This window comes from Bradyrhizobium sp. SZCCHNRI3043 (genome assembly GCF_032377735.1).
GTDB lineage: Bacteria > Pseudomonadota > Alphaproteobacteria > Rhizobiales > Xanthobacteraceae > Bradyrhizobium.
Genome location: NZ_JAUHID010000006.1, coordinates 137,929 through 163,429, shown reverse-complemented (window position 1 = coordinate 163,429; position 25,501 = coordinate 137,929). Strand labels below are relative to the sequence as shown.

Genomic DNA, 25,501 nt, shown 5'->3' with positions numbered 1-25,501 from the left:
CGTCCTCATTCAGCGGGTTGGGCAGCGGCCGCGATCGCCCGGCGCCGTTCGACGTCGTGCAGGACGCCGCCCTTGCGGGTGTAGACGGCCCAGGTGATCAGCACGCAGGTGACGTAGAAGCCGAAGAAGCCCCATAGGGCGGCCTGCACGCCGCCGGTGAGGTCGATCGAGGTGCCGTAGGATTTGGGAATGAAGAATGCGCCGAAGGCGGCAATCGCGGAGGTGAAGCCGGTGATGGCGGCGGATTCCTTCTCGGCCTGGCGCAGCCGAGTCTCCGCGTCCGCGGTCGGCATGAGCCGGGTGATTTCCTGGCGCATGATGTTGGGGATCATCTGGAAGGTCGATGCATTGCCGACGCCGGTCGCGAAGAACAGCAGCAGGAACATCGCGAAGAAGCCCCAGAATGCACCGGGCTGATCCTTGATGCCGAGGAAGTAGAGCACCCCGAGCACGCCGGCCATCATCAGCAGGAACACCCCGACGGTCACGCGCCCGCCGCCCCATTTGTCGGCCATCCAGCCCGTCGCGGACCGCGACAAGGCACCCACCAGCGGCCCGAGGAATGCGAACTGCAACGCGTCGACGGCCGGGAACTGGGTCTTCGCCAGCAGCGGGAAGCCCGCGGAATAGCCGATGAACGAGCCGAACGTGCCGGTGTAGAGCCAGCACATGATCCAGTTGTGCCGCCGCTGGAAGATGACGGCCTGATCAGCGAAGGACGCTTTCGCGGAGGCGATGTCGTTCATCCCGAACCAGGCGGCGAAAGCACTGGCGACGATGAACGGCACCCAGACGAAGCCAGCGTTCTGAAGCCAGATCGGCATCGGCTGCGACCCGCTCGTCGCCATCGCCGGATCTCCGCCGAACCAGCCGAACACGCCGACCGTGATGACGATCGGCACCACGAACTGGACGACGCTGACGCCGAGATTGCCGAGGCCGGCATTGAGCGCGAGCGCGTTGCCCTTCTCGGCGCGGGGGAAGAAGAAGGAGATGTTGGCCATCGACGAGGCGAAATTGCCGCCGCCAAAGCCGCACAGCAGAGCCAATATCAGGAACACCGGATAGGGCGTTGCGGGATTCTGCACCGCATAGCCGATTCCGATCGCGGGTATCAGCAGCGACCACGTGGCCAGCGTGGTCCACAGCCGGCCGCCGAAGATCGGCACCATGAAGGAGTAGAAGATGCGCAGAACTGCACCGGAGATCCCAGGCAGCGAAGCCAGCCAGAACAGCTCATCGGTCGTGAACTTGAAGCCGACCGAAGGCAGCTTCGCAACCACGACAGACCAGACCTGCCAGACCGCGAAGGATAACAGCAGCGCCGGAATGGATATCCAGAGATTGCGTCGCGCGATGGCTCGGCCCTGCTCCCTCCAGAACGTGTCGTCCTCAGGCCGCCAGTCGGTGAGAACCGCGCCGGACAGGGCTCCGATGTGCTCGGGCCGGTGGATCTCCTCCATTTCCGGCAGCTCCGGCAGCCTCTTCAGCGCCTCGCCGGCAACGCCGCGCTCCATCTGCCGGATCGAGAGATGCATCCAGACCAGCGCGACCCCGACGAGCAGGAAGAGCAGCATGAAGCAGCTGGTTCGCAGACCGGTGAGATCGACCAGCGCGCCGAACGCGATCGGGAGCACGAATCCGCCGAGCCCGCCGATCATGCCGACCAGGCCGCCGACGGCTCCGACATTGTTCGGATAGTAGACGGGGATGTGCTTGTAGACGGCGGCCTTGCCGAGCGCCATGAAGAAGCCGAGCACGAAGACGATGACGACGAACGGGACGAGCCCCATCTCCAGATGAAAGCCGACCTTTCCGTTGACGGTCGTCACGACGTAGTCCGTCGGCGGGTAGGACAACAGGAAGGTCGCGGCGACACCGACCAGAAATGTCCAGTACATCACGCGACGGGCACCGAAGCGATCGGACAAGTGTCCGCCGTAGGCGCGAAACACGCTGGCCGGAAACGAGAACATGGCGGCCATCATGCCGGCCGATTGGATTCCGACACCGTAGACCTTGATCAGGTATTGCGGCAGCCACAGCGACAGCGCGACGAAGGCGCCGAAAACGAAGAAGTAATACAGCGCGAAGCGCCAGACCTGGATGTTCTTGAGCGGCGCGAGCTCGAGCCAGGCGCTGCCGGCCTTCTGCTTGCGCTGCCTTCGCGAGCGGACCACCGGGTCCTCCTCGGAGAACAGCCAGAAGACGATCGCCATGACGCCGATCGCGAGCGCCCATATCTGGGCCACGGTCTGCCAGCCATAGGCGACCAGTACGAACGGCGCGACGAACTTGGTGACGGCGGCGCCCACATTGCCGGCGCCGAAGATTCCAAGCGCAGTGCCCTGCTTGGCCGTCGGATAGAACCGCGACACATAGGCGACGCCGACCGCGAACGAACCACCGGCGATTCCGACGAAGAGCGCCGCGACGAGAAATTGCGGATAGGTATGCGCCCAGGTCAGGAGATAGGTCGCGACCGCCGCGGCGAGCATCACGACGGTGTAGACGCGGCGCCCGCCATACTGATCGGTCCAGATGCCCAGTATCAGCCGGATCAGCGAGCCGCTCAGGATCGGGGTGCCGATCAGGAGACCGAACTCGGTTTCGTTCAGATCCAGCTCTTGCTTGATCCGGATGCCGATGATCGAGAAGATCGTCCACACCGCAAAGCAGATCGTGAACGAGATTGTTGAGAGCCAGAGTGCTCGCGTTCGGTGCTCGGGGCTGAAATCTACGGCGTCCATGGTGGCCTCGACGTATGGCTTCGACGCCACAGCAGTTATTCGGGGCACCAGGAAAAGGTTTTGCGATGCATCAACCGGACGGTCCGGTCGGCCACAATCTGCCAAATGTCTCAGATCGGATTGTCAGACTGCACGTATGCAATTGACTTTTGTCACAGTTCGGCGCGATAGCGGATGAGTGACTCCTGGAGTTTCGCTTGCGCCCCGACGAACTCGCCCAGTTGAAGACGCTGCCGCTGTTTGCGGACCTCAGCGAGGAGAACCTGAAGCGGTTGCTCGGCGCGGCTCTGCTGCAGCAATTTCCGGCCGGGGTGCGGTTGGCTCGCGAGGGAGATCAGGCCGACTTCCTGCATGTGCTGATTGGCGGGTTGGTGGAAATCTACACCGAGCAGGACGAGGCCGAGTGGGGCATCTCACTGCTTCGACCCGTGTCGACCTTCATACTTGCTGCAGTCGTGGTCGATCAGGCGTATCTCAATTCAGCCCGCACGCTGACGGAGTCGCGGGTGCTGCTGATCCCCGCCCGCGATGTAAGGGCACTCTTCGACGAAGACATCGCATTCGCACGGATTGTTGCTCAGGAGCTGGCGTATGCCTATCGCGCTTCTGTCAAGAAACTGAAGGGCACCCTGGCCCGGTCGAGCATCGAGCGCCTCGCCAACTGGATCCTCGCCGAAGCCCAGCGCGAACCGGGGCATGCGAATATCGTCATCCCATTCGACCGCGGCACGCTGGCCTCCCACATCGGCACGACGCGCGAAAACCTGTCACGCAGTCTTGCCCAACTTACGAGCCATGGGGTTCGCGTCCGCGGACGAGAGATCGTCATCGACCACAAGGAGCAGTTGGAGCTGTTTGCCCGGCCCAAGCCCCTGATCGACGATCCCGGCTCGTAGGCTTCTTTGGCGATCGGTCCTGCCCCTCTGTTGGGAACGGCAAATCAGCAGAGTACGGAAACGGAGCGTCGATATAGTTCTTCTCCGCCGCACACCCAGTCCGCGTGACAGACGCTGAGACGCTCCGAAACCGATCGGCCCTGGAAAGTGCGGCCGGCAAAGCCGTGATCGCGGGCGACGCTGAGCCTTGTCCACGAACTCGTCGATCTCGATCGTACGCGTGGACTCCAGGGCGATCTCCTCGAGCTCCTCCTTCGAGACCTCGATGTACTGGCCCTTCTCGAGCTCATAGCCCTTGACGATGTCTTCGTTTGGGGACCTCTTCGCCCGTATCGGCGTCGACCTTGACGTACTTGATCCGGTGGCCAGTTGTCCGGTTCAGCTGATTGAAGCTGATCTTCTCGGACTCGGAGGTGGCCGGGTAGAGGGCCACCGGGCACGTAACGAGCGACGGGCGCAGGAAGCCTTTCCAATTGGCGCGGGGGGCCATGTACGCGGAACTCCGGTTGAAACGGTCCGGACTCAAGACGAATGGCGGCGCCGGGTTCCGACGGGCGGCTTTGGTACGCTTCTAAATGGCTGATGTCTCAAATAAAATGATGAAATCAACGCTTTGGCGCTTCTCCGTGGTGCCGATGATGGGTCTGGTCATCGTTCCCTGACGGGCCTCATGCGATACAACCGTCTGCGCCGAACGGCTGCTCCCGCAGCTTCTGTCAAACCACCGTCACGTAACGCGAACACAAGGAAACGATCCCGACCTTGGCGGCCGGGGCAGCCGAGCTTGATCCAGTGCTCGGAGCTGCGCCCGCACGGCGCGCTGCATCCGATGACCGATCGCGGGAATTGCGGGTACCGAATCTTGACCGAAGCAGGCCATGCAGGCCCGTGCGACAATGATCTGATCGCGGAGAAGCAAGGCGTCGGGTCTCTCGGCGCCGGTCCCGTCGCCTGCCGGAGCACGGCTCGGCTGAGGGCGCTGAGGCTGCTGATTGCTGCATCCGGCCTCGCCGGGCTGGGCTATGAGATCGTATGGACGCGCCAGCTCGCCCTCGCCCTGGGGACGGAGATGATGGCCGTGCTCGGCGCCATCGCAGGATTTTTCGCCGGACTGGCGGTGGGCGCCTTCGTCCTCGATGGCCGGATCCGCCGCGCCGCCAATCCGCACCGGGTCTATGCCGTTCTCGAAACGGTCATCGGCCTGTGGGGGCTGTGTGCGATCTGGCTGCTTCCCGCGTGCGCGCGCGCCCTGGCGCCGCTGCTCGGCACGGCGCCCTCCCCCGTCTTGTTATGGAGCGCGAGCTTCCTGCTGCCGACGCTGGTGCTGTTGCCGGCGACGGTTGCCATGGGCGGCACGCTGACCGCGCTGGAACGGATGATGTCCGCGGCGCGTGGCACGCGGCCCGTCAGCGCCGGCGTCTACGGCGCAAACACGGCCGGCGCCGTCGCCGGCACGCTGCTGTCCACCTTCGTGCTGATCCCCGCGCTTGGATTGTCGACGACGCTGCTTTGCCTGGCAGCCATCAACGCAGCCTGCGCGTTGGCAGCGCTCCGCCTCGGCCGAGCCGTGCAGGTCGACTCTCGGGCGGGCGATGATCACGAGCCTGCTGTCGCCGACCTCCGCCTGACAGGAACGCTGTTCGTCACCGGCCTGCTCGGCATCGTGTTCGAAGTGCTGGTCGTGCGCCTGGCCGCGCAGATGATGCAGGACACGGTCTATAGCTTCGCCTGTCTGCTGGCCGCCTACCTGCTGGGCACCGCGATGGGCGGCATGATCTGGCAGCGCGTCGGGCCGAGGGTTGCGCTCGGCAGAACCGCGTTGATCAGCAGCACCGCGCTCGTCTGCCTCGGCACGGCGCTCGTGGCGCCCTTGCTTGGTGGCGTCGCTGACAGCGCGGCGAGCCTCGGTGTCGCAGGCGAGCTCGGAATCGCGCTGGCGCTGTTCCTGTTGCCCGCGATGGCGATGGGCGCCTTGTTCGGCCAGCTCATGCAGGATGTCCGCAACGTCAGGGGATCGGTCGGCTGGGCCGTCGGCATCAACAGCCTCGGCGCAGCCATTGCGCCGCTGACCGCGGCACAGCTGCTGATTCCCGCTTTCGGCACTTGGAGAGCATTGGTCCTCGTTGCCGTCGGATATCTTCTGCTGCTGCAGCCCCAACGCGCTGCGCTGCGCTTGGCGGCGGCGCCCGCTCTACTTGCACTCGCGCTGTTGTGGCTCCCCGCCCCCCTGCTCATCAAGGTCCCACCGGGCGGCAAGCTTCTGGCCGTGCGCGAGGGACCGATGGCGACCGCGAGCGTCGTCGACGACGCCTCAGGAGCACGCTATCTTGAGGTGAACGGCCACTTCCGCATGGGCGGCACCAGTTCGGTGCGATCCGATTTCCGCCAGGCCATGCTGCCGCTGCTCTTGCATCCGGCACCGCGCAGCGCCCTCTTCCTCGGTGTCGGCACCGGCGCGACCGTGCTCGGCGCGGCGCAGATGCCGGGCCTCGACGTGCGCGCAGTCGAGCTGTCCTCCGAGGTCGTCGCGCTGCTGCCCTGGTTCGACAACCCCGCGGCCGAGAAGGAAAGGCCGCCGATCTCCGTTGCCGATGCCCGGCGCTTCATCATCGCCGATGACGGACGCTACGACGTGATCGTGGCCGACCTGTTCCACCCGGCGCTCGATGGCAGCGGCGCGCTGTACACGGTCGAACATTTCGCGGCCGTCAAGCGGCGACTGGCGACCGAGGGCGTGTTCTGCCAGTGGCTGCCGCTCTATCAGCTCGATACGCCGTCACTGCGCGCGATCGTCAGAAGCTTTCTCGCAGTCTTCCCACAAGGGTCCGCCTGGCTGAACCATTACAGCGTGCGCACACCGATGCTGGCTCTGATCGGATCAGGCGCCCCAAGCCCGATCGACCCCGAGCTCGTCGCCGCACGGTTCTCCGACCGGAAGCTTCACCCGGTCATTCAACCTCTCGGCTTCGATCAGCCGATCGATCTTCTGGGCCAGTATGTCGCCGGCGCGAAAGCGCTCGCGAGCTTCGCCGGTCCGGGACCGCGCAACACCGACGATTTCCCGTTCGTCACGTTCGACGCGCGCAGCAATGTCCACGCTCTCTCCGCGGCCCCATGGCAATTGCTGCTGACGGTCCTCAGCCAGACAAAGACCGACGCGGTCGATTTGCTGGAAGACTCGAAACGCGGAATGTGGGAGGAACGGCTCGGCGCCTATTGGCGGGCCCGCAACCGATTCATCCAGGCCGGCGCCGCGCTGACCGGCGAACCGCGCGGGCCGGCGCTCATCGCAGCCGCCGCACCCGGTCTCCTCGATTCCGTTCGCGCCAGCGCCGAGTTCGAGCCGGCCTATGCGCCGCTGATGAGCATGGCAAAAGCGCTGCTTGCATCGGATCGCGCGGCTGCTGAACGCCTGCTTCGGGCGATCGACGCCGCCGCGCCGTCGCGACGCGACGCACGCGATCTGCTGTCGCGCGAGTTCGAACGGTAGCGCGTCAGGACGAGAAGCTGACGCGGTAGCCCCAGCAGTCCAGATGATCAGGAATCGCGTTGAAGGCGATCGTGATGCGCTGATCGCCCTGATTGCGCGGCACCTCGTGATAGAGATAGCTCGGGAACAGCACGAGATCGCCCGGCTCCGCCTCGGGCAGCACGTATTTGCCGGCATTGAACGGGCCGACTGCGGCGCTGCGCGTGTGATGGCGGAACGAGAAATCGCTGCCACCGGGCGGCCGCACGAATACGGTGCGGCTGCCGGGATGCGACGGCGTCAGATAGAAGATGCCCGAGATGAAGCTGTTGGCGTGGGCGTGCAGGGTCTGGTTGCCGCCGGTCTCCAGCATGTTCGTCCACATCTCCTTGACCGTCCAGCGCAGCTTCTCGCCGAACAGCAGCTCGCCGAAATCGACCAGCTTGGGCACGGCGAGTTCGGCGATGGTCTGAAACAGATTGTTGGCGCGGGGATCGGCGACCTCGGTGTGGAACAGCTGTCCGGACCGCAGATTGTTCTCGATCTTCGAATTGCGGATGGCTGCCACCGCCGCGTCCTTGAGCTCGGCGCTCAAGAGCCCGGGCGAACGCAACAACGGTATCGGGAAAAGAGCTTCGATCTGGTCCATGTCTCAAGGCCTTGCACGCGCCGCAACAGGACCGACAAATTGCCGACTTGCATGACAGCCGGATGACGAGAGTGGAGACGCGGCGCGCGCCCGTCAGCGCGACGGCATTTCGTCGGCCCGAAGAATGTTGAGCCGCTCGCCGGGCTTCAGGCTGTGGGGCCGGTCGCGCACTTCCAGCACGGCCCGCTCGGCCTTCTCGACACAATCATCGAACTCGCCATTGCCGGCCTCGACCAGCGCCTGCTGAATGTCTCGCTCGGCGAAATAGCGCGAGACGTCGTCCGCCGGCAAGGTCGCCGCCTGCGCACGTGCCTCGGCCACCGCGGCGTCGCAGGCCTCCTGCGTCGGCTCCTCGTCATGCGCCGATGCGACGACGGTCGTGAGGGCAAGGACTGCGAGAATCACGGCGGACAAGCGAGGCATCACGTCGGCGAACCCCAGGGCACAGGTTTCAAAGACGAAGCACCGGTTCGCAAACCGGCGCTCGGAGCGAGCAGAATCCGGCGGGGCGGTATCGTCCCGCCGGATCGATGCCGATCAATCAGTCGCGGTTGAAGGCCCAGCGACCCCAGTGGCCCCAGTGGCCCCAATGATCCCAGTCGTGCCAGTGGTGATGGTCGTGGGCCAGCTTTCGCGCCAGCTCCTTGTTCTTCTCCACCAGCAACTTGGGCGCATCGTACGGACGGACGAAGATCGGGTTCGCATAGAACCAGACGTTCGACCAGGCCTGCACGTCGTTGGTCACCTTCTTCACGCCGCCGACCGTGCCGAGGTGCGACGGACATGCCGGATCCGTGCAACTGACGGTGGCGTTGCTGGCATCGAGCAGCGGATTGCCGGCGCTGTCGGACACGTTCGGAGTGGCCGGCGGAATGTTGGTGCCGCGGGCGCGGATGTAGAACGGTGTCTGGCCGGCGATGAAGGTGGTCGTGAAGCTGAGGCGGGTCGAACCGTCGCGCAGCTTGCGGCTCCGCATCTTGGTCGCCTGGATCTGCTTCGCGATCTTGGCCGACGGGTTGTAGACGATGGCCGCACCATCGACACCCTTGGCATTGGCCACCGCATAGCCCGGGGCGCCCGGCGCGATCGGACCGGTGATGTCGCCGGTAATCAGATCGACGTGGTCGAGATAGGGCTTGTTCAACGGCTGCTTGATGCCGACCGGCAGCAGCAGCGGATTGTTGAAGCTGTACGGGCTGTTGTTGGAGGCCGGAACGGTCATCTCCATCTCGAGCGTGACCTTCTCGCCGGGACGCACGACCAGCGTCTCGCCCATCGTCTTCCAGTCGTCGTCCCACTCACCCTTCGCACGGAACTCCATGTCGGAGTCGATGATGTGGGCGTTGACCGAATAAGAGTTGCCCGAACGCATGCCGTCGATGATGGACTGCTGGGAGAAACGCCGCTCGTTCGGCACGTAGAGCCTGGTGTACTCGCCGGGGATGAAGTCCGCTGTCGTGCCGGGATCGCGCGCGCCATAGACGCCGCGGCTGTGCCAGTCCGAGCTCTGGAACAGGAAGAAGTTGCGGCCTTCGCCGAGCAGACCATCCCACAGCCCGCCGACCTTGGCGGTGTAGACGCCCTGCATGCCGTAGGTGCCGCCCCCGACTGCGCCTGAGCCATAGGAGCCCGAGCCGCCGTTCACGCCGCCCTCGGCCATGTGACCCGGGGCTTCGATGCCGAACGCGACCGTCGGGCCGGCATTGTTGAAGTCACGGAAGTGCTCGATGTTGTAGCCGGCCGAGCCGTTCGGGTTGAACGGTCCCTGCCGCTCGGTATGGGTCGGCACCACATAGGATTGCAGCGGGTGGTTCGCCTGCAGCCAGGCGATGCCGGCAACGGCCTTCTGGTGGCCGGCCGTGCCGGAATTGTTGACATTGTCCTTGCCGGCCCAGACCGGGTTGTTGCTGGCATCGACCGGACCGATCGCGTCGGTGTCCCCGCGGTCGAAGCGATATTCGAACTCGGCCATCTTGTCGGCATTGCCGTAGCCGCGCGGGTTCTGGCCGGCGATCACCGCCACGTCGCCATGCTCGTGGCCGGGCAGGATCCACTCCAGGCCCTCGACCAGCACCTTGTTGTAGGTCGCGGTGCGATTGACGATGGTCGGATACTCGATCTCCTTGATCGACTGCCAGCGCCACATCTTGGCGCTGGTGCCGGTGCCGTTCGGCGTGCCCTTCAGGCTGGTGATCGTGATGCCGTCGATGGTCTTGCCGAGCGTCTGGCTCCAATACGTCGTCGTGTTGTCGCCGGGGATGTTGGCGCTCGCATCGCTGAAGCGGCAATCACGATTGCCCGAACCGCCGTGGTTGCCGAGCGTGAACCAGTCGAGATCGAAATTGGTGCCGCCAGCAGCCGCGGTGCCCTTGCCGACCGAGCGGTCGATCGCATAGCCGGCTGCGACCGAACCGTCGGTGCAGGTGTTGTGGTTGTGCATGTCGCCGGCGACATACGGATTGTTCTTGCTCGCTTCCCCCCAACGCTCCCCAGCGTCGGCGCTCTGCGACAGAGCCAGCGAGACCGAGGCCGCTGTCAGCAGGATTTTCTTGGCAGATGGAACCATTATCGTCGCCCCTAAAGAATTCGATCGATCTCCAAACCGGATGACAACGCGACCGATGCGCCGTTGTCATTCGCGGCGCGAACAAACCAAAACTCGGAGACAGTTTGTTGAAGGATTTATTTTTGCCGGTGCCTTCCCAACGAACATTCGCGGTCCGCAGTCGTTGCGAAATTTTTGTGACACCGACGTTTGCCCGGTGACAACGGCAAGTGTGCCGTTGCATATACGCGCCGCGCAACGAGCGCGGTCCGAGTTGTAAAGAACGTATGTCAGCCCCTGCCATGTCGAATGCGGCGCAGACCTTCGAGAGCGCCTCTGCACGCTCCAATCAGCAAGATGGCAACAGCTCTTCCCCTGCGCGATCATTATCCGTGACCGCCCTGCGCGGGCTCAGCAGGGAGCCACTCCTGCACTTCCTTGTTCTCGGTGGCCTGATCTTTGCGGCCGATGCCATCATCCACCCGCCGGCGAAGGACGAGAAGGTCATCACCGTGACCAAGGCACTGCGCCAGTCCTTCGTCGACACGTTCGACGAGGACAAGCAGCGGACCCCGAGCGAGGCCGAGCTGCAGAAGATGGTCGAGGCCTGGGTCGCCAGCGAAATCCTCTATCGCGAAGGCAAGATGCTCGGCGTCGACCGCGGCGACGAGATGATCCGCGACCGAGTCGCGTTCAAGCTGCAATATCTGATCTTCGATCAGGTGCGCGTGCCACAGCCGAGCGAGGAGCAGTTGCGCGCCTGGTTCGCCGACAATCATGCCCGGTTCGACGAGCCCGAGCGTGTGAGCTTCCTCATGACGCCACCCAGCGACGAAGCGACGGCGCGGCGCTACCTGGACGACATTCGCGAGCAGCGCGAATCCGAGGAGCTGCACGATCAGACGCGCGCGGTTCTCGACCGACCAGTGCCGAGCCTGGCCGCCGGCTTCGGCGACGGCTTCAGCGACGGCCTGCTCAAGGCGCCCCTCCAGGAATGGACCTTGCTGCAGTCGAAGGACGGGTGGCACGTGGTTCGTCTCGACGCCCGGACGCCGGGCGCTCCGGCGAAACTCGAGGACATTCGCGCCGAGGCGGCCAAGATCTGGCACACCGAAGAGACGCGCAAACGGGCCTGGGAGGCGGTGAGCCGGCTCAAGGCCAACTACACGATCAGGTACGAGCCGTGACCGGCGCGCGCGTCCTGCTCGCCATCGTGCTCGCGCTCGCGGCGCTGCTGCCTGGGCGGCCGGCGGCTGCGCATCAGGCGACGATCGCCGTGCTCGAGTTTCGCGAGATGCGCTCCGGCGTCTATATCGGGCGATGGACGACCTTGCCGAAGGATGGCGTCAACCGCATCGATCTCAAGATGCCCCCGCATTGCTACCTGCGCCTGCCGGAGCTCAATTGCGGCGACAAGGGCCTCGTCGGACAGATGACGATCGCCAATCTCGGCGAGGACATGTCGGCAGCCATCATCCGTGTGACGTCCCTGGCTGGAGAGACGCGCAGCTACACGATCTCGGCGGCCAATCCGGTCGTGACGGTGCTCGGCACCGACGCGCCGACGCTCGAGACCTGGCTCGAGCTTGCGAAGACCTATGTCAATCTCGGCATCGACCACATCCTGCTCGGCGCCGATCACCTGCTGTTCGTGCTCGGGCTGATCTGGATCGTCCAGGGCGGCTGGCGCCTGCTCAAGACGATCACGGCCTTCACGATCGGCCACAGCGCCTCGCTCGCCGCAACGGCGTTCGGATGGATCGGCGTTGCCGAGGGGCCGCTCAATGCCTGCATCGCGCTCAGCATCGTGTTCGTCGGCGTCGAGATCGTCAAACAGCAGCGCGGCGAGACCGGGCTGACCGCCCGCTATCCATGGGCCGTCGCCTTCAGCTTCGGTCTCGTGCACGGCATCGGCTTCGCCAGCGCGCTGGCCGGGCTCGGGCTCGAGCGGCGGATCCTGCCTGCGGCGCTGCTCTTCTTCAATGTCGGCGTCGAGATCGGGCAGATCCTGTTCGTGCTGCTGGTGCTGGCGCTGATCTGGGCGCATCGCCGCCTCGGCGCGGCGCTGCCGCGATGGGGCGCCGAGCTGCCGGCCTATGCGATCGGCTCAGTGTCGATGTTCTGGTTCCTGGGCCGTCTGGTGCGGGTTCTGGCGGCCGCATGATGACGAATGGGACGAACATGATTGCGCGCAAGCTCCTGCACACCATGTTGGGTGCGGCGCTGCTCTCGCTGCTGTCGGCGGATCCGAGCCTTGCCCACGAGCAGACGGGCGTCGGCGGCGGGCTGGCCAGCGGCCTGCTGCATCCCTTGACGGGGCTGGATCACCTGGTCGCGATGGTTGCAGTCGGCATCTGGGGCGCGCAGCTCGGCGGCGCTGCGATCTGGATCCTGCCGGTCGTCTTCCCGCTGGTGATGGCGTTCGGTGCCGTCCTGGGAATCCTCAAGATCGGGCTGCCCGTCCCGGAGCTCATCATCGCGCTCTCGGCGCTGGTCCTCGGGCTTGCGGTCGCGCTGCGCATCCGTGTCCCGTTCGCGGTTGCGGCCGTCATCGTTGCGATCTTCGCCATCTTTCATGGCCACGCGCATGGCGTCGAGCTTCCGACGGCGGCGAATCCGCTGGCCTATGGCTGCGGCTTCGTGGTCGCGACCGGGCTTCTCCACGCCTGCGGCATCACCATCGGCGCGCTCGCGCGCTGGCCGGGCGGAGAGCGGATCATCCAGGGCGTCGGGGCAGCCATCGCCGCGCTCGGCGGCTACTTCCTGGTCGCCAGCCTGGGAGTCGCGGCATGAGCACGTTCCGCCGGACTGCGCTGCTCGCATCCGTGCTGCTGCTGACGCAAGCGCAGATCGCCGATGCCCACATCGTATCGGCCCGGCTCGGCGACTTCTACGCCGGTGCCCTGCATCCGCTGCTCACCCTGCAGGACGTCGTGGTCTGGGTCGCGCTCGGATTGCTGGCCGGCTCGCTCGGCGCGGCGAGCGGACGCTGGCTGGTCGTGGTGTTTCCGGTCGGCCTGTGCGCGGGGCTTGCGCTCGCCGCCGGCTCGGGCGTGACGGCAGTGTCCCCGTTCGTCGATGCCGCGACCATTCTCATTCTCGGGCTGCTGCTGGCGACGGCCTTGCGCATTCCTGTGGTACTACTGAGCGTGGTTGCATTCGTGCTCGGTGTGATGCGCGGTGCCGCCAATGCCGGCGAGCTGATGCCGCAGACCGACCGCCTCCTCTATGCCGCCGGGCTCGCCGGTGCGGGCTACGCCACCATCACCCTCGTGATGGCGCTCGCGCTCAGCTTCAGGCGTCCCGACACCGAGCCGCTGTCGAGCTGGCGCGGGATCGCCGTGCGCGCGGTCGGCGGCTGGGTCGCCGCGATTGGCCTGATGATGGCGGGACTATCGCTCGCATCCTGAGCCGCCTATGCTCAGGCGATCCGACACCGCCAATCCCCGTGCTGCGTGACCGACATCAACATCGCCACGATCGCCGTGCTACTCCTGACCTGTGCCGGCCTGATCTGGACGGATCTGCGCAGCGGCCTGCTGCCGGACTGGATGAATGCGCTGGTCGCCGCCAGCGGCTTTCTGAGAACCGCGACGCTCGTCGATCTGCCCGAGGCCCTATGGACCGCCGCTGCGGCCCTTGCCGTCGGCTTGGCCCTGTTGCTGCTGCGCCGACTCTACATGATGGCCCGCGGCCGCCAGGGACTGGGCCTCGGCGACGTCAAGTTTCTCATGGCAGCAACGTTCTGGGCCGGCCTGCCGAGTCTGCCGATCCTGCTGCTCGTTGCCACGACGACGGCACTCGCCGCGGCGCTCGCGCTCTCCTTCACGGGCCGCCGGCTGACAGCCCAGACGGCACTGCCGTTCGGTCCGTTCCTCGTCCTCGGCCTGCTTGCCGTGCTCGTCCTGCAAGCCAGCAGCAGTGAGTTGATCGTGACCTTCTGAATACCGTGGGACGATGTCCTCATCGCGCGCGCCGCGCCATCCGCTCGCGTCCGCCCGGTGGCATGGGCGGGGTCATCGGCGCCGCCTGCACGTCGCTGTTTGCCGTCGTGCCGAGCTGCGGCATCTGCAGGGTGACTGTCTCCGGTGCCTTCAGCAGCGAGGCCTCGCGCGGTCGCAGCGACTGCAGCACCCATCCCTCATGCGAGGCGCCGACCCGCAAGCGAAGCGATGCCTGCGACGAGGCATCGACGAAGATGCCGAAGCTCTCCTCATCCCCGATGACCGTGCCCACGAGTTGCAGGTTTGGTCGTTCCGGCTCTCTCGGCGGCGGAGGCGGCGGCGCGCGCATCACCATGACGGGTGCGGCAACCAGCGGCGGCCGGCGCGAGGCCGAGAAGATCGGACGGTCGCGCGTCGCCGAGAGAGCGCTGATGGGAACCTCCCACAGCGGATTGGCGCTCGTGCCAGCCGGGACTTGCACGCTGGCAGCAGCGGCCGGCCGGTTGGAATCGAATGGCGCGGCCTGGACGGGCGAAGCAGGTTCGAGACCATCCGCCGTCTCGCCGCACGCCCGGCCGAGCGAAGCTGTAAGAATGCACACGGTAGCAACGGTGACGAGACCTGAGCGGACGAACGATCGCATCACATCTTTCCTTGCCATTGGCCCGACACGGTGACCAGCACCGTCAGCCGCCCCACACCGCCGGCAGCAGCCGCCAGCGGCTGCTGCACGTGCAGTTGATCGACGAAGAGAAACGGCAATCCGGCTTCGAGGTCATAGAGCAGCTGCTGCAGCGCCGGCTGTTCGAGCTCGCAGCTGGCGACGATGCTGATCAGGTTGGCGTTGGCGGTGGCGCGCGCCGCCGGCAGTTCGACCTGGGTCGACAGCACGCTGCCGCCGACCTTGCTGATCGCCTCCGTGAGGCGCTGCACCAGCGCCGCACCCGCGATGGTGACCGTTCGTCCTTCGACAAACACCGATCCGCCCGAAGCCGTCGCGCTGCCCGCGGCCGAACTGCCGGCCGGCCGTTTGCGTCCGGAAAACTGCGACAGCTGCGCGTTGGCGTCGTTGAGCTGGTCGCGCTTGGCGACGAGGTCGACGACCGCTGCAGCACCAAGCCAGAGCAGCGCCACGATGGTCACCGCATAGAGGATCGCAGAAGCGGCCGGCGAGTTCACGAAGATTCGGCGCAGCGATGTCGACCAGTTCATGCCCGGTCTCCGAAATAGGCGTTGATGCGCGCCTCGATATGGAAGCGCTCGCCCGCTTCCCCGGCGGTGCGCGTCGTCGGCGCGTAGAAGGTGGCGCGGCTGAACTGCGGCGATTGCTCGATCAGCCGGATCAGCGCGGGTGCATCCTGGGTCAGGCCGGAGATCTGCAGCCGATCGTTCTCGATATGCATCTCGACGACGTAAGTCCCGTCGGGCAGGATCTTCGACAACGTGTCGAGGACGATGACGCTGGCGGGGCTGGTCTGCTTGCGCTTGGCGAGCAGCCCGTCGGCGGCGGTGGCGCCCATCGCGGACCGCAAGGCGGCGCGAAGCCGCGCGACCTGCGCCTGGGCGTCATCGAGCTCACCATCCACATATCCGCCGATCAATGTCGTCGTGATCAGCAGCATCGCCGTGGTCGCAGCCACCGACAGCCAGCCGAGCTTGAGCACGCGCCCGAGATCGCGGCCGCCGGCGAGCGACGAGCGCAGCGACGTCTTGAAGATCTGGATGCGGGCGGCATCGGGTGAGCCAACGTCGGTCGTGATGACGAGCTTGGCGGCGCCGACCTGATCGGCCAAGGCGAGCAAGGGCTGGACCAGAGCCCGCGGCATCGCCGCGAGCGTCAGTGCGATCCGGTCATTGGCAGTGCGCGGGGCGCTGTAACCGTAGAGGACCTGTTCGAGATTCCACGGCGTCAGCCTACCGATCTGGGTCCGGATCATGCCGTCGAGAAACGGCTCGGCCTGCTTCGGATAGTCGAGGGGGCGGATCAGGACGCTCTCGGCGGCAAGATGAATCTCCAGCGCGGCGCCGCGCAGCGTTCGCAGCCACTCCGGCGAGAGCCCGACATGCGCTGCGCCCGCGGCCGGATTCACCCTTGCCGGCGCCAGCGTCGGTTTCGCCTTCGGCGGTGCCTGCACCGTCATGACGACGGTTTCTGGCTGATCGTAGCGGATCAGGACCCGCGGACGTCTGAGCTGCCGATCGGCCACGGCTTCGATCGCTGTCGCGACGCTCGCCGTCCACACCGTCAGTCCGCGCTCGATCGCTTCGGTCAGCTTCATGGCATTCTCTGCGCCCGAAGCGCTCCCCTCGGTTGCGGCCCCTCGTCCTGCCGCGCCTGCAGCCGATAAGGCTCCTCGCCTTCGCCGGGAACGATCACCGCCGTCGCCGCATGACGAAGCCCGCCCGCCGGACCGACGACGATGCGTAGCCGGTAAGCCTTGCTCCTGCCCTTGGCGGCATCCTTCGCAGCGGGGCCCAGTGCCTTGACAAGCGTATCGGCATCCTGTGACAGCGACGCCCGCGCGTTGAGGAAATCCTTCAAGATCAGTGGCGTCATTCCCGGCAACGCTGCAACGACCTCCGGCGCCGCGATCGTCGGATCGATGCCGGGAGAGCCGTTGAAAACGGTCACCAACGGAAGTACCCGATCGACCAGCGATGCGGGAATGCCGAGGACGAGCGGCAGCTCGCCGACATGCGCGAACGGCGCCAGGCGCGGCACCCGTTTGAGACCGGCCGCCGCATAGCGCGCCTCCTCCGCCTGGGCCTTGGCTGGATCGGATGGCTTGGAGCGCCACGCAACCACCCGCTCGGCATGATCCTTGGCAGCATCCCGGTCGACGCCTAACGTGACAAAGAGATTTTCGAGCATGTCCTTCGACGCGGTGTTGAGATCGATCCGCGCCGCTTCGTTGACGAACGAGACCGCAATGTCGTTGCCTGCAAGCGCCAGACGGAAACCACCCTGTCTCGGCCGCTCCTCGTCCTTGGACGATAGCAGACGATAGGCCGAGAGTTCGATGGCCGCCGAGATCAGCGCATCGGCCTCGACCGCTTCGTCCTCGAGCCGCAGCAATCGCGCCGAGCTTCCCAGTTGCTGCGAGACGACCACGACGAGGGCAGCCAGCGCCGCAAGCATCCACAGCACCGCAATGAGGATGAAGCCATCCTGCGCGCCGCGCCCGTCGGCAGAACCTCTGGTGAAGGAAGGGGCCGGCATCAGTCGATCGGCTCGCTCTTGTTCGGCTGTGCCGGCTCGGCCGCGGCTGGCTGGTTCGCGGTGCCGCCCGCTCCCGAATCGGCAAAGCCGCCGCCCGGCGCATCGACCTGAATACGGACTGCGCTGACGAGAACGGCGGCGCCGCCGCGGCTGTCGTCGTACACCGTCATGCGAACGGCGGACGGCAGCCTGGTCGCATCGCGCCACTCCGTCGTCCACGCCATCGTTCTATCAGCATAGGCGAACGACATGCGGAACGGCGCAGACAACAGCACCACGGGATCGCCGAACCGGAAATGCTCGGTCACTGGCTGGCCGACCGACACCAGATCGAACGCGGCCCGCGATCGCCGCAGAGCGCGCTCGCCCCTGCTCCCTTCCTCACCGATGCGCACGACATCGAGACCATGTCCTGCATTGGGGCCGAGCTCGGCGCGTACGAACGTCGCCGAGACCTCGTCACCCACGAACAACGGCCCCTTCTGCGCGCGATTGGCCGAAACAAACTGCGCGGCGGCGAAATCATCGCCGACCCGCCGCAGCGCAGCGGCCACCATCTCCGCGCGCTGCACGCGATCTAGGCCACGCTTCCACGCCGGCAGCCATTGCGACGTCACTGCGGCCAGCGCCGACAAGACGATGCCGGCAATCGCGAGCGCGCCGAGCGCCTCGATCAGCGCGAAGCCCTGCTGTTGCGGCCGATCGGATCGGAGGATCATCAGCGCGCTCCTCGCGCGAGGCGGACCGTCTGCACATCGGCCATGGCGCCCGAGCCGGTCTTGACGCGCAAGGTCACCGCCTCCGGAATCCACCCGGTCTGTCCGGCCGGTTCATTCCAATCACCGCCGAGCGGCCTGACCTGCAGCACCACCGCGCCGGACCCGGAGCGCTGATCGGTGCTGCCCGGCTGCAGCCGGCCGCGATCGGCCAGCAATGTGGCCAGCGCCAGCCTCATGTCGGTGACGAGGGTGACATGCTGCTCGAGCTTGCGAACACTGGCCGCGTTGCGTGACACCACGGCGCCGATGGCGATGATCGACACGCTGACGATGGCGAGGGCGACGAGCACCTCGATCAGCGTGAAGCCGGCTTCGCTGCGATCAGCGGTCTCAACCATTGGCGAGCGCGCGCGAGACAATGTCGATTCTCCCCGTCAGCCAGTTCACCCTGATCTCCAGGCTCAGATCGGCGCGCGACAATGTGATCGCTCCTCCGCAGGACAGTCCGTCAGGAAAGAAGCTGATCGTCGCCAGCACCGGCCGATGCTGGCAGCTGCGCGGCAACGTTGCCAGAAACGCGACATCGTCGGGCAGCTTCAGCGCAGCCGCGCCGCTGCCGGAGCGGATCAGGCGGCGCGACGTGTCGATCTCGGTGTCGACGCGCGTGCCGGTCCGCATCGACGAGGCACGATCCGACTTCAGGAGCGTCGCGGCCTGCAGCGCATAGGCCTGCAGCCGCGGCCGCGACGTCTGCCGCGGCAGGTAAGGCAGCGCGACGGACGCCAGCAGCGCGACGATCGCGAGCACGCAGACCATCTCGAGCAGCGTAAAGCCGCGCTGGCCGTCGTCACTCACTGCGCGCGCTCGTCTGCGTTCCCAGGACGATGTCCGCCGCCGTCCCGCTGCCGCCCTCCTGGCCATCGGCGCCGTAGGACAGGATGTCATACGGGCCGTGATCGCCCGGTGCGCGGTAGACGTAGGCCGTGTTCCACGGATCTTTCGGGACGGCCCCGCCTCTGAGATAAGGACCGTTCCAGGTGCTCAGTCCGGCCGGCCGTTGCGCCAACGCACCGAGGCCTTCCGAGGTCGAGGGGTAGCGGCCGGCATCGAGATAGAACAGGTCGAGCGCCGCCGAAAAGCTCTGCAACTGGATCCGCGCTGCCTTGGTCTTGGATTCGCTGAGATAGTTCAGAACGCGCGGACCGATCAGCCCCATGATCAGCCCGATGATCGTGATCACGACCAGCATCTCGACCAGCGTGAAGCCGCGCTCGTGTTCGCGCCCGGCCCTCGTGGCCGGCTCGATCTGCGTATCCGATCTCATGTCGTTCTCCTTGATGTCGGTCAGCCGACCAGTTGCGTCACCGAAAGCAGGGCCGTCATGATCGAGACGATCAGGCCACCGACGACCACGCTGATGAGCAGAATGGCGGCGGGACCGACGATGCCGACGACACGGTCGAGTCCCCGTTGCAGCTTGGCTTCGTAGAACTCTGCGATCCGGGTCGACAGCGTCGGCAGTTGGCCGGTCTCCTCGCCGAGCCGCAGCATGCGCAGCGCCATCGGCGGCAGCGTGTTGTCGGCCGACAGCGCCTGGGACAGCTTGCCACCGTGACGGACGCGATCCGCCGCCGCCGACCATGGCGCGCGCGACGACGTCACCGCCATCACGTCAACGAGGATGCGCAGTGCCGCGCTCAGATTGACGCCGCAGCCGAGCAGCAGGCCGAGATTGCGACAGAACAGGCTGGTCCGATAGAACAGCAAGAGGCTGCCGATGCCGGGCGTCACCGCCAGCATGCTGGTCAGGCCGGCGCGAACCGCGGGCTGACGCAACAGCCACCAGCCTGCCGCAAGCAGCGCCGCACAGCCGAGCGTGATCGCAGCTGCATTGGCGCGCAGCAGATCCGACATCGTCATGAAGAAGCCGAGCGCGGTATCGGCACGGCCACCGAAGTCGCGCAGCACGGCGGAGAAGTTCGGCAGCACGGCCACGAGGAAGAACAGCATCACGCCGATCGCCGCGAGGAAGACGAAGGCCGGATATTGCATCGCGTCGGTCAATTTGCGGCGCGTCGCCTCCGAACGCTCGCGTTCGCCGGCGAGCGCAGTCAGCACATGATCGAGCGTTCCCGACGCCTCGCCGACGCGCATCAGCGCGACATACATCGGCGAGAACAGCTGCGGCTGGGCAGCCGCCGCGTCGGCGAAGCTTTCACCGGCCATGATCGCCGCGCGCAGCCGCGCCACCACGGGACGCAGGCGGCCGATGTCGGAATCGCTCGACAGCAGATCGAGCGCGTCGTCGAGTCGCGCGCCGGCCTTGAGCAGCAGGGCCAGGTCGCGCGTGAACGTGGTCACTTCAGCCGCGGACGGAGCGCCGAACGAGAGCCCGGACGCACCGCCCGTCCGCTCCTTCGTCTCCTCGACGGTTTCGATCGGCAGCAGCTGCAGATAGGAGATGCGCCGCTCGACCTCGCCGCGCGACGGCGCGTCGAGAGATCCGACGACGATTTCACCGGACTGCGTCAGGGCGCGATAGCGGTAGCTCGGCACGATCCACCTCACCGCGCCACGAGGACACGAAGCAACTCGGAGGCCGAGGTGACGCCGGCGCGGCACTTGGCGACACCGTCGTCGAGCATCGTCGTCATGCCTTCCCGGATCGCCAGCCGATCGATCGCGAGGCCGTCGGCACTATCAGCGATCAGCTCACGCAGGCTGCTGGTCAGCTCGAGCAGCTCGAACACGCCGACACGGCCGCGATAGCCGCTCTGACCGCATCGCTCGCATCCCGTCGGATGCCAGGTGATGTCGCCGGGCACGAGGCCGAGATGACCGAGGCGCGGATCCTGGCGGCACGTCTCCTCATCAAGCGGCTGCGGCGTCTTGCAGTGATCACAGAGCTGGCGCACCAGCCGCTGCGCGATCACCGCGCGCAGGGTCGAGCGCAACAAGAAGCCTTCGACGCCAAGGTCGAGCAGGCGCGGCACCGCCGCCGCGGCGGTTTCCGTGTGCAGCGTCGTCAGCACCAGATGGCCGGTCAGCGCGGCATGGACGGCGACATGTGCCGTCTCGCTGTCTCGGACCTCGCCGACCATGATGACGTCGGGATCCTGACGCACGAAGGAGCGCAGCGCGCTCGCGAATGTCAGCCCGATCGCCGGCTTGATCTGCGACTGATTGATGCCGGGGATCTCATATTCCACCGGATCCTCGACGGTGAGGATCTTGCGCTCCGGCGTGTTGAGCATCGACAGGATCGTCGCCAGGGTCGTGGTCTTGCCGCTGCCGGTCGGCCCCGTGATCACGATCATGCCGTGCGGCAGCGTGATCAGGCGCCGGAGCGCGGTGTCATCGCGCGTGGAGAGGCCGAGACGGCTCGCCACGAGCTGCGAGCGATCCTTCGGCAGGATGCGCAGCACCGCCGATTCCCCGTGCTGGGTTGGCATGATCGCAACACGGACGTCGATCTCGGCTCGGCCGGCGCGAATGCGCGCGGCCCCGTCCTGCGGCAGACGCCGCTCGGCAATGTTGAGACCGGCGACGATCTTGATGCGCGAGATCACCGCCTGCGGCAGCACGCCCGCAGGCGCCGCGATCGGACGCAACAGGCCGTCGACCCGCAGCCTGACCACGAGACCGGTCGAGAACGGCTCGATGTGGATGTCGCTGGCGCGCATCTCGACGGCCTTCTCGATCAGGTCGTTGACCGCGCGGACGACCGGCGCGCCGCTCGCGAGATCGCGCAGGCTTTCGATGTCGTCGTCGCGGAGCTCCTGCGCCGGCGAGATCTCGGCCTCGTCGGAATCGCCAAGTCGTTGGTCGAGGACGACGGCGATATCGTCATGCGAGGCGACCTTGAAAAGAGTCTGCGGGCCGAGCACCAGCTCGGCGGCCCGGCGCACGGCCTGATCGGTCGGGTCGGCCATCGCGAACACGGCGGCGCCGTCAGAGTCTTTGTATGGATAGCCGAGCACTTCGCGCAGGAAGCGATCGGAGAACTCACTCACCGCGGGCAGTGCCGCCATCAGCTCGCGCAGCGCGACGCGCTCCAGTCCGGTGAAGCCGGCAACCTCCTCCGCGAAAACGTCGGCGGTCAAGCCGAACCTGTCCCAGAGCGCGATCTGCGTTTCGCCCGCGGCTCCGCCTTCGCCCGCCGCCAGGGGATGGCGCTCGCGAAGATAGGCATGGAATTGGGTCGACAGTGTACCGCTCATGGCGTGATCCGGGTGGCGCCCGTGCCGGCTCTACGTCTCGGCACGGCGCAACTGGCGACCGACGTTATCGATCGCGAACATGACGGCTGTACGAATGTGGACGGCGCGGACATTTCCGACACACATGTCGCGCAAAGGCGGGCGGCATCAGGCAAAGATACATAAGTGTCACATTGGACCGCTATGCAGGCTGCGCGGTCGAACGAGGCGCGATCCTGGTTCGGCCGGTCAACACGAGTAGATCGGTAAGTCCATGTTTCGTATCGGCAATCGAAGCCAGTCCGCTGCGGTTGTCAGACATGCCTGGTTGCTGACCATCGCGGTGCTGCTCGCGTCCTGCAACATGGCAACGCTCAATTCCCAGGCCAGCGCGCCGGCCGATGTCGACGTCATCGACAAGGTGCGCTCGCTCGATATCCTGCCGCGCGACAATGCACCGGTCGCATCGATCCAGGGACGCCCCGAGGTCGAGCGGGCGAGCGCGCGGACCTATCAGGGGACCACGGTTCAGGAGGTCGCCGAGGTCAGGCCGCTTCCGGCGGCCGATGGCAAGGGCTATGACCTCAATTTCGAGAACACGCCGATCGCAGTGGTCGCGAAGGTCGTGATCGGCGACATCCTCGGCGCGGGCTACTCGATCGATCCCCGCGTGCAGGGCAGCGTCAGCCTGGTGTCGGCGCGGCCGGTGCCGAAATCCGACATCCTGTTCGTGCTGGAGAGCGCGCTGCGCCTGTCGGGCGTCGTGCTGGTCCGCGAAGGCGGCGGCTACAAGCTGACTCCGCTCGGCGACGCCATCGGCGCCGGACGCGTCGACGGCGAGGCCGGCCGCGCCGAGCCCGGCTACGGCGTCTCCGTCGTGCCGCTGCAATATGTCGGCGCGCAGACGATCCTCAAGCTGATGGACAGCTTCGCGACCCGGGCCGGCAGCGTGCGCGCCGACACCACCCGAAACCTGCTGCTGATCCAGGGCACAGGAGCCGAGCGACGCTCCGCGATCGAAACAGTGATGAGCTTCGACGTCGACTGGATGCGCGGCCAGTCGGTCGGCATCTTCCCGGTCAGCAATTCGGCGCCGGAGCCGTTGATGGCGGAGCTGGAGAAGATCATGGATTCCGGCGAGAACGGGCTGAGCCAGAGCCTGGTCAAGCTACAGGTCGTCAATCGCCTGAACGCGATCATGGTCGTAACGCGCAAGCCGGCGCTGCTGCAGAGCGCGGCGACCTGGATCCGCCGGCTCGACCAGGCCGACTCCGGGCGCACCAGCGTCCACGTCTACCGCGTCCGCTACGGCGACGCGCGCCAGCTCGCCAAGGTGCTCACCGACATGTTCGGCGGCGCCGGCTCGTCCTCCACCGACGGCGCCGACGGCCAGACCGCGCCGGGGTCCGACGGCACGACGACGTCGGTCGCCGATCGGCTCTCCTTCAACACCAATGCAGCGGGATCATCGAGTTCGAGCGCCAATCCGGCGAGCCGGTCCCAAGGCGGTGGTCTCTCGAGCATGTCATCTTCGAGCACGTCGTCCTCCAGCAGTACGCCGTCCTCGACCGGGCTGGAGCCACGCAGCAGTGGTGCCGGCGGAGGCCAGGCCATCATGCCGAATGTCCGGATCACCCCGGACACGGTGAACAACTCGCTGCTCATCTATGCCGACCGCGAGAACTACCGCATCATCTCCAGCACGCTGCAGCAGCTCGACCAGCCGGTGCTGCAGGTCGGGATCGACGCCACGATTGCCGAAGTGACGCTCACCAACGAGCTGTCCTACGGCGTGCAGGCCTATCTTTCGAGCAAGGTGCTCGGCCTCGGGACCGACAAAGGATCGATCACCAATACGCAAACCACGTCGGTGGCCACGGCCACGACATCCGCGGCGACGACGGCCTTGATCAACCGCGCTCTGCCCGGCTTCAACTTCCTGATCGGACACGAAGCCTCGCCCAACATGATCCTCGACGCACTCCATACTGTCACCAGCGTCAAGGTGCTCTCCAATCCCTCGCTGGTCGTGATCAACAACCAGACCGCCACCCTGCAGGTCGGCGACGTCGTGCCGGTATCGACCGGCAGCGCGACCGTACTGTCGTCGAGCAACACGGTGGTCAACACCATCGACTATCGCAACACCGGCATCATCCTGCGCGTCGTGCCGCGGATCGCCGCCAACGGCAATGTGCGGCTCGAGGTCGAGCAGGAGATCAGCAACGTCGCGGCCCAGACCGCCGCGAGTCTCACGCCGACGGTGTCGCAACGCAAGGTCAAGAGCGCCATCTCCGTCGCCAACGGCCAGACCGTGCTGCTGGCGGGCCTGATCAGCGAGCAGCAGACCGGCAATCGCAACGGCATTCCGGGCTTCGACGAGATTCCAGTTCTTGGCGACGCGTTCTCGCATCAGGGCAAGAAGGGCACGCGCACCGAGCTCATCATCTTCATCCGGCCGCAGATCATTCGCGACGGCAGCGATGCGCATCAGGTCGCAGAAGAACTCCGTTCCAAGCTCCGCGGATCAGTCGGAGCGAGCATCACGGATGATTTGCGTGTCCGCACCACCCGTTGACCCCAGCCAAGTGATCCGGCCGACGATGGGGCGCCTCGCCATCGCCTGCTCCGCAGCCATCCTGCTGCTGGGAGCACTGGCCTCGCCCGTTCGCGCCGATTCGGTCGGCACCGCACGCATCGCCTATGCGCGCGGCGACTTCGTCCGCGCCGTGCGCGTGCTGACCCCGCCTGCCCTGCGCGGCGATCCACGCGCTCAGGCGATGCTCGGCTTCATGTATGAAAACGGCTTTGGAACCCCGCAGGCCTACGAGGTCGCCAGCGATCTCTATTGCCAGGCCGCCGCAGCCGGCAATCCGTTCGGCCAAGCGATGCTCGGCCTGATGTACGACAAGGGTCATGGCGTTCCACAGGACGTCGTGCTCGCCTACAAATGGCTGAACCTTGCTGCCGGACATGCCAAGTCGACCCAGCGCAGCTACTTCCTGCGGCTTCGCAACGCCGTGGCCTCGAAGATGTCGGCCAGCCAGATCGCCCAAGGCCAGGCCCTCGCGCTGGACTGGATCCCGGGCCAGCTCTGACCGGCATCGCCG

Annotated in this window: 23 protein-coding genes and 1 pseudogene; 9 read left to right on the top strand and 15 right to left on the bottom strand. The window is 66.2% G+C overall.

Features of this window, described 5'->3' with window-relative positions:
* Nucleotides 1-5 precede the first annotated feature (5 nt).
* Nucleotides 6-2,750 carry an MFS transporter gene (locus tag QX124_RS15335; protein WP_315797609.1) on the bottom strand — a complete coding sequence of 915 codons (2,745 nt, stop codon included), beginning with the start codon at nucleotides 2,748-2,750 and terminating at the stop codon, nucleotides 6-8.
* Nucleotides 2,751-2,947: 197 nt separating this feature from the next.
* On the opposite strand from QX124_RS15335, the gene QX124_RS15330 reads away from it, so the two are divergent.
* Nucleotides 2,948-3,646 (top strand): helix-turn-helix domain-containing protein, encoded by a 699-nt coding sequence (locus QX124_RS15330; protein ID WP_315797608.1) that lies wholly within the window; start codon nucleotides 2,948-2,950, stop codon nucleotides 3,644-3,646.
* Between the two features lie 129 nt (nucleotides 3,647-3,775).
* Here QX124_RS15330 and QX124_RS15325 read toward each other — a convergent pair.
* Nucleotides 3,776-4,136 (bottom strand): annotated as a pseudogene (locus QX124_RS15325) (Ku protein); the annotation flags it as partial.
* 372 nt (nucleotides 4,137-4,508) lie between these two features.
* Between QX124_RS15325 and QX124_RS15320 the strand changes: the two are divergent.
* Nucleotides 4,509-7,136, top strand: a complete 2,628-nt coding sequence (locus QX124_RS15320) for a spermidine synthase (RefSeq protein ID WP_315797607.1) — start codon at nucleotides 4,509-4,511, stop codon at nucleotides 7,134-7,136.
* A 4-nt stretch (nucleotides 7,137-7,140) separates the two neighbouring features.
* On the opposite strand, the gene QX124_RS15315 is transcribed toward QX124_RS15320, so the two are convergent.
* From QX124_RS15315 to QX124_RS15305, 3 genes are all read right to left on the bottom strand, one after another.
* Nucleotides 7,141-7,764, bottom strand: coding sequence for a 2OG-Fe(II) oxygenase family protein (locus tag QX124_RS15315; RefSeq protein ID WP_315739580.1), 624 nt, complete (start codon nucleotides 7,762-7,764; stop codon nucleotides 7,141-7,143).
* A 93-nt stretch (nucleotides 7,765-7,857) separates the two neighbouring features.
* Nucleotides 7,858-8,187, bottom strand: a complete 330-nt coding sequence (locus QX124_RS15310; protein ID WP_315797606.1) for a hypothetical protein — start codon at nucleotides 8,185-8,187, stop codon at nucleotides 7,858-7,860.
* A 118-nt stretch (nucleotides 8,188-8,305) separates the two neighbouring features.
* Nucleotides 8,306-10,330 (bottom strand): hypothetical protein, encoded by a 2,025-nt coding sequence (locus tag QX124_RS15305; protein ID WP_315797605.1) that lies wholly within the window; start codon nucleotides 10,328-10,330, stop codon nucleotides 8,306-8,308.
* 281 nt (nucleotides 10,331-10,611) lie between these two features.
* Between QX124_RS15305 and QX124_RS15300 the strand changes: the two genes are divergently transcribed.
* From QX124_RS15300 to QX124_RS15280, 5 genes are read left to right on the top strand one after another with little or no spacing between them, the layout of a single operon-like run.
* A complete protein-coding gene (locus QX124_RS15300) occupies nucleotides 10,612-11,496 on the top strand; it encodes a peptidylprolyl isomerase (RefSeq protein ID WP_315797701.1) in 885 nt (294 codons plus the stop codon).
* Nucleotides 11,493-12,473: a HupE/UreJ family protein gene (locus QX124_RS15295; RefSeq protein WP_315781140.1), complete on the top strand. Its 981-nt coding sequence runs from the start codon at nucleotides 11,493-11,495 to the stop codon at nucleotides 12,471-12,473. The genes QX124_RS15300 and QX124_RS15295 overlap by 4 nt, the downstream gene beginning before the upstream one ends.
* 17 nt (nucleotides 12,474-12,490) lie before the next feature.
* Nucleotides 12,491-13,102 carry a HupE/UreJ family protein gene (locus QX124_RS15290; protein WP_315739574.1) on the top strand — a complete coding sequence of 204 codons (612 nt, stop codon included), beginning with the start codon at nucleotides 12,491-12,493 and terminating at the stop codon, nucleotides 13,100-13,102.
* Nucleotides 13,099-13,719 (top strand): HupE/UreJ family protein, encoded by a 621-nt coding sequence (locus QX124_RS15285; protein WP_315797604.1) that lies wholly within the window; start codon nucleotides 13,099-13,101, stop codon nucleotides 13,717-13,719. The genes QX124_RS15290 and QX124_RS15285 overlap by 4 nt, the downstream gene beginning before the upstream one ends.
* Nucleotides 13,720-13,764: 45 nt before the next feature.
* Complete coding sequence (locus tag QX124_RS15280; protein WP_315797603.1) at nucleotides 13,765-14,253, top strand: A24 family peptidase; 489 nt, start codon at nucleotides 13,765-13,767, stop codon at nucleotides 14,251-14,253.
* A 19-nt stretch (nucleotides 14,254-14,272) separates the two neighbouring features.
* On the opposite strand, the gene QX124_RS15275 is transcribed toward QX124_RS15280, so the two are convergent.
* The 10 genes from QX124_RS15275 to QX124_RS15230 are packed head-to-tail and all read right to left on the bottom strand — an operon-like array spanning nucleotide 14,273 to nucleotide 22,412.
* On the bottom strand, nucleotides 14,273-14,896 hold the full coding sequence (locus QX124_RS15275; RefSeq protein WP_315797602.1) for a hypothetical protein: 624 nt from the start codon (nucleotides 14,894-14,896) through the stop codon (nucleotides 14,273-14,275).
* Nucleotides 14,896-15,465 (bottom strand): type II secretion system protein GspM, encoded by a 570-nt coding sequence (gspM, locus tag QX124_RS15270; RefSeq protein ID WP_315797601.1) that lies wholly within the window; start codon nucleotides 15,463-15,465, stop codon nucleotides 14,896-14,898. Before gspM ends, QX124_RS15275 begins: the two co-directional genes overlap by 1 nt.
* Nucleotides 15,462-16,532 carry a PilN domain-containing protein gene (locus QX124_RS15265; RefSeq protein WP_315797600.1) on the bottom strand — a complete coding sequence of 357 codons (1,071 nt, stop codon included), beginning with the start codon at nucleotides 16,530-16,532 and terminating at the stop codon, nucleotides 15,462-15,464. The genes gspM and QX124_RS15265 overlap by 4 nt, the downstream gene beginning before the upstream one ends.
* Nucleotides 16,529-17,473, bottom strand: a complete 945-nt coding sequence (locus QX124_RS15260) for a type II secretion system protein GspK (RefSeq protein ID WP_315797599.1) — start codon at nucleotides 17,471-17,473, stop codon at nucleotides 16,529-16,531. Before QX124_RS15260 ends, QX124_RS15265 begins: the two co-directional genes overlap by 4 nt.
* Nucleotides 17,473-18,192: a type II secretion system protein gene (locus tag QX124_RS15255; RefSeq protein ID WP_315797598.1), complete on the bottom strand. Its 720-nt coding sequence runs from the start codon at nucleotides 18,190-18,192 to the stop codon at nucleotides 17,473-17,475. The genes QX124_RS15260 and QX124_RS15255 overlap by 1 nt, the downstream gene beginning before the upstream one ends.
* Nucleotides 18,192-18,590 carry a type II secretion system protein gene (locus QX124_RS15250; protein ID WP_315739564.1) on the bottom strand — a complete coding sequence of 133 codons (399 nt, stop codon included), beginning with the start codon at nucleotides 18,588-18,590 and terminating at the stop codon, nucleotides 18,192-18,194. The genes QX124_RS15255 and QX124_RS15250 overlap by 1 nt, the downstream gene beginning before the upstream one ends.
* Nucleotides 18,583-19,047, bottom strand: a complete 465-nt coding sequence (locus tag QX124_RS15245; protein ID WP_315717469.1) for a prepilin-type N-terminal cleavage/methylation domain-containing protein — start codon at nucleotides 19,045-19,047, stop codon at nucleotides 18,583-18,585. Before QX124_RS15245 ends, QX124_RS15250 begins: the two co-directional genes overlap by 8 nt.
* Entirely contained in the window at nucleotides 19,040-19,516 is a 477-nt protein-coding gene (gene gspG / locus QX124_RS15240) for a type II secretion system major pseudopilin GspG (RefSeq protein ID WP_315781158.1), read from the bottom strand. The genes QX124_RS15245 and gspG overlap by 8 nt, the downstream gene beginning before the upstream one ends.
* Nucleotides 19,517-19,536: 20 nt before the next feature.
* Nucleotides 19,537-20,748, bottom strand: coding sequence for a type II secretion system F family protein (locus QX124_RS15235; protein WP_315781160.1), 1,212 nt, complete (start codon nucleotides 20,746-20,748; stop codon nucleotides 19,537-19,539).
* A gap of 8 nt (nucleotides 20,749-20,756) precedes the next feature.
* Nucleotides 20,757-22,412, bottom strand: a complete 1,656-nt coding sequence (locus QX124_RS15230) for a GspE/PulE family protein (protein WP_315776955.1) — start codon at nucleotides 22,410-22,412, stop codon at nucleotides 20,757-20,759.
* 253 nt (nucleotides 22,413-22,665) lie between these two features.
* Here QX124_RS15230 and gspD point away from each other — a divergent pair, with 253 nt between their 5' ends.
* Both gspD and QX124_RS15220 read left to right on the top strand, forming a co-directional pair.
* Nucleotides 22,666-24,969, top strand: a complete 2,304-nt coding sequence (gene gspD / locus QX124_RS15225; RefSeq protein WP_315739559.1) for a type II secretion system secretin GspD — start codon at nucleotides 22,666-22,668, stop codon at nucleotides 24,967-24,969.
* The gene (locus tag QX124_RS15220) at nucleotides 24,941-25,489 is read left to right on the top strand and encodes a tetratricopeptide repeat protein (RefSeq protein WP_315781162.1); all 549 of its coding nucleotides are present in this window, start codon (nucleotides 24,941-24,943) and stop codon (nucleotides 25,487-25,489) included. The genes gspD and QX124_RS15220 overlap by 29 nt, the downstream gene beginning before the upstream one ends.
* Nucleotides 25,490-25,501 lie beyond the last annotated feature (12 nt).

Bases quoted from the DNA above. Each gene is read 5' to 3' on its own strand.
- QX124_RS15335 (WP_315797609.1), bottom strand. From the start codon at position 2,750: ATGGACGCCGTAGATTTCAGCCCCGAGCACCGAACGCGAGCACTCTGG.
- QX124_RS15315 (WP_315739580.1), bottom strand. From the start codon at position 7,764: ATGGACCAGATCGAAGCTCTTTTCCCGATACCGTTGTTGCGTTCGCCC.
- QX124_RS15310 (WP_315797606.1), bottom strand. From the start codon at position 8,187: ATGCCTCGCTTGTCCGCCGTGATTCTCGCAGTCCTTGCCCTCACGACC.
- QX124_RS15305 (WP_315797605.1), bottom strand. From the start codon at position 10,330: ATGGTTCCATCTGCCAAGAAAATCCTGCTGACAGCGGCCTCGGTCTCG.
- QX124_RS15300 (WP_315797701.1), top strand. From the start codon at position 10,612: ATGTCGAATGCGGCGCAGACCTTCGAGAGCGCCTCTGCACGCTCCAAT.
- QX124_RS15290 (WP_315739574.1), top strand. From the start codon at position 12,491: ATGATTGCGCGCAAGCTCCTGCACACCATGTTGGGTGCGGCGCTGCTC.
- QX124_RS15285 (WP_315797604.1), top strand. From the start codon at position 13,099: ATGAGCACGTTCCGCCGGACTGCGCTGCTCGCATCCGTGCTGCTGCTG.
- QX124_RS15275 (WP_315797602.1), bottom strand. From the start codon at position 14,896: ATGCGATCGTTCGTCCGCTCAGGTCTCGTCACCGTTGCTACCGTGTGC.
- gspM (WP_315797601.1), bottom strand. From the start codon at position 15,465: ATGAACTGGTCGACATCGCTGCGCCGAATCTTCGTGAACTCGCCGGCC.
- QX124_RS15265 (WP_315797600.1), bottom strand. From the start codon at position 16,532: ATGAAGCTGACCGAAGCGATCGAGCGCGGACTGACGGTGTGGACGGCG.
- QX124_RS15260 (WP_315797599.1), bottom strand. From the start codon at position 17,473: ATGCCGGCCCCTTCCTTCACCAGAGGTTCTGCCGACGGGCGCGGCGCG.
- QX124_RS15255 (WP_315797598.1), bottom strand. From the start codon at position 18,192: ATGATCCTCCGATCCGATCGGCCGCAACAGCAGGGCTTCGCGCTGATC.
- QX124_RS15250 (WP_315739564.1), bottom strand. From the start codon at position 18,590: ATGGTTGAGACCGCTGATCGCAGCGAAGCCGGCTTCACGCTGATCGAG.
- gspG (WP_315781158.1), bottom strand. From the start codon at position 19,516: ATGAGATCGGATACGCAGATCGAGCCGGCCACGAGGGCCGGGCGCGAA.
- QX124_RS15230 (WP_315776955.1), bottom strand. From the start codon at position 22,412: ATGAGCGGTACACTGTCGACCCAATTCCATGCCTATCTTCGCGAGCGC.
- gspD (WP_315739559.1), top strand. From the start codon at position 22,666: ATGTTTCGTATCGGCAATCGAAGCCAGTCCGCTGCGGTTGTCAGACAT.
- QX124_RS15220 (WP_315781162.1), top strand. From the start codon at position 24,941: ATGATTTGCGTGTCCGCACCACCCGTTGACCCCAGCCAAGTGATCCGG.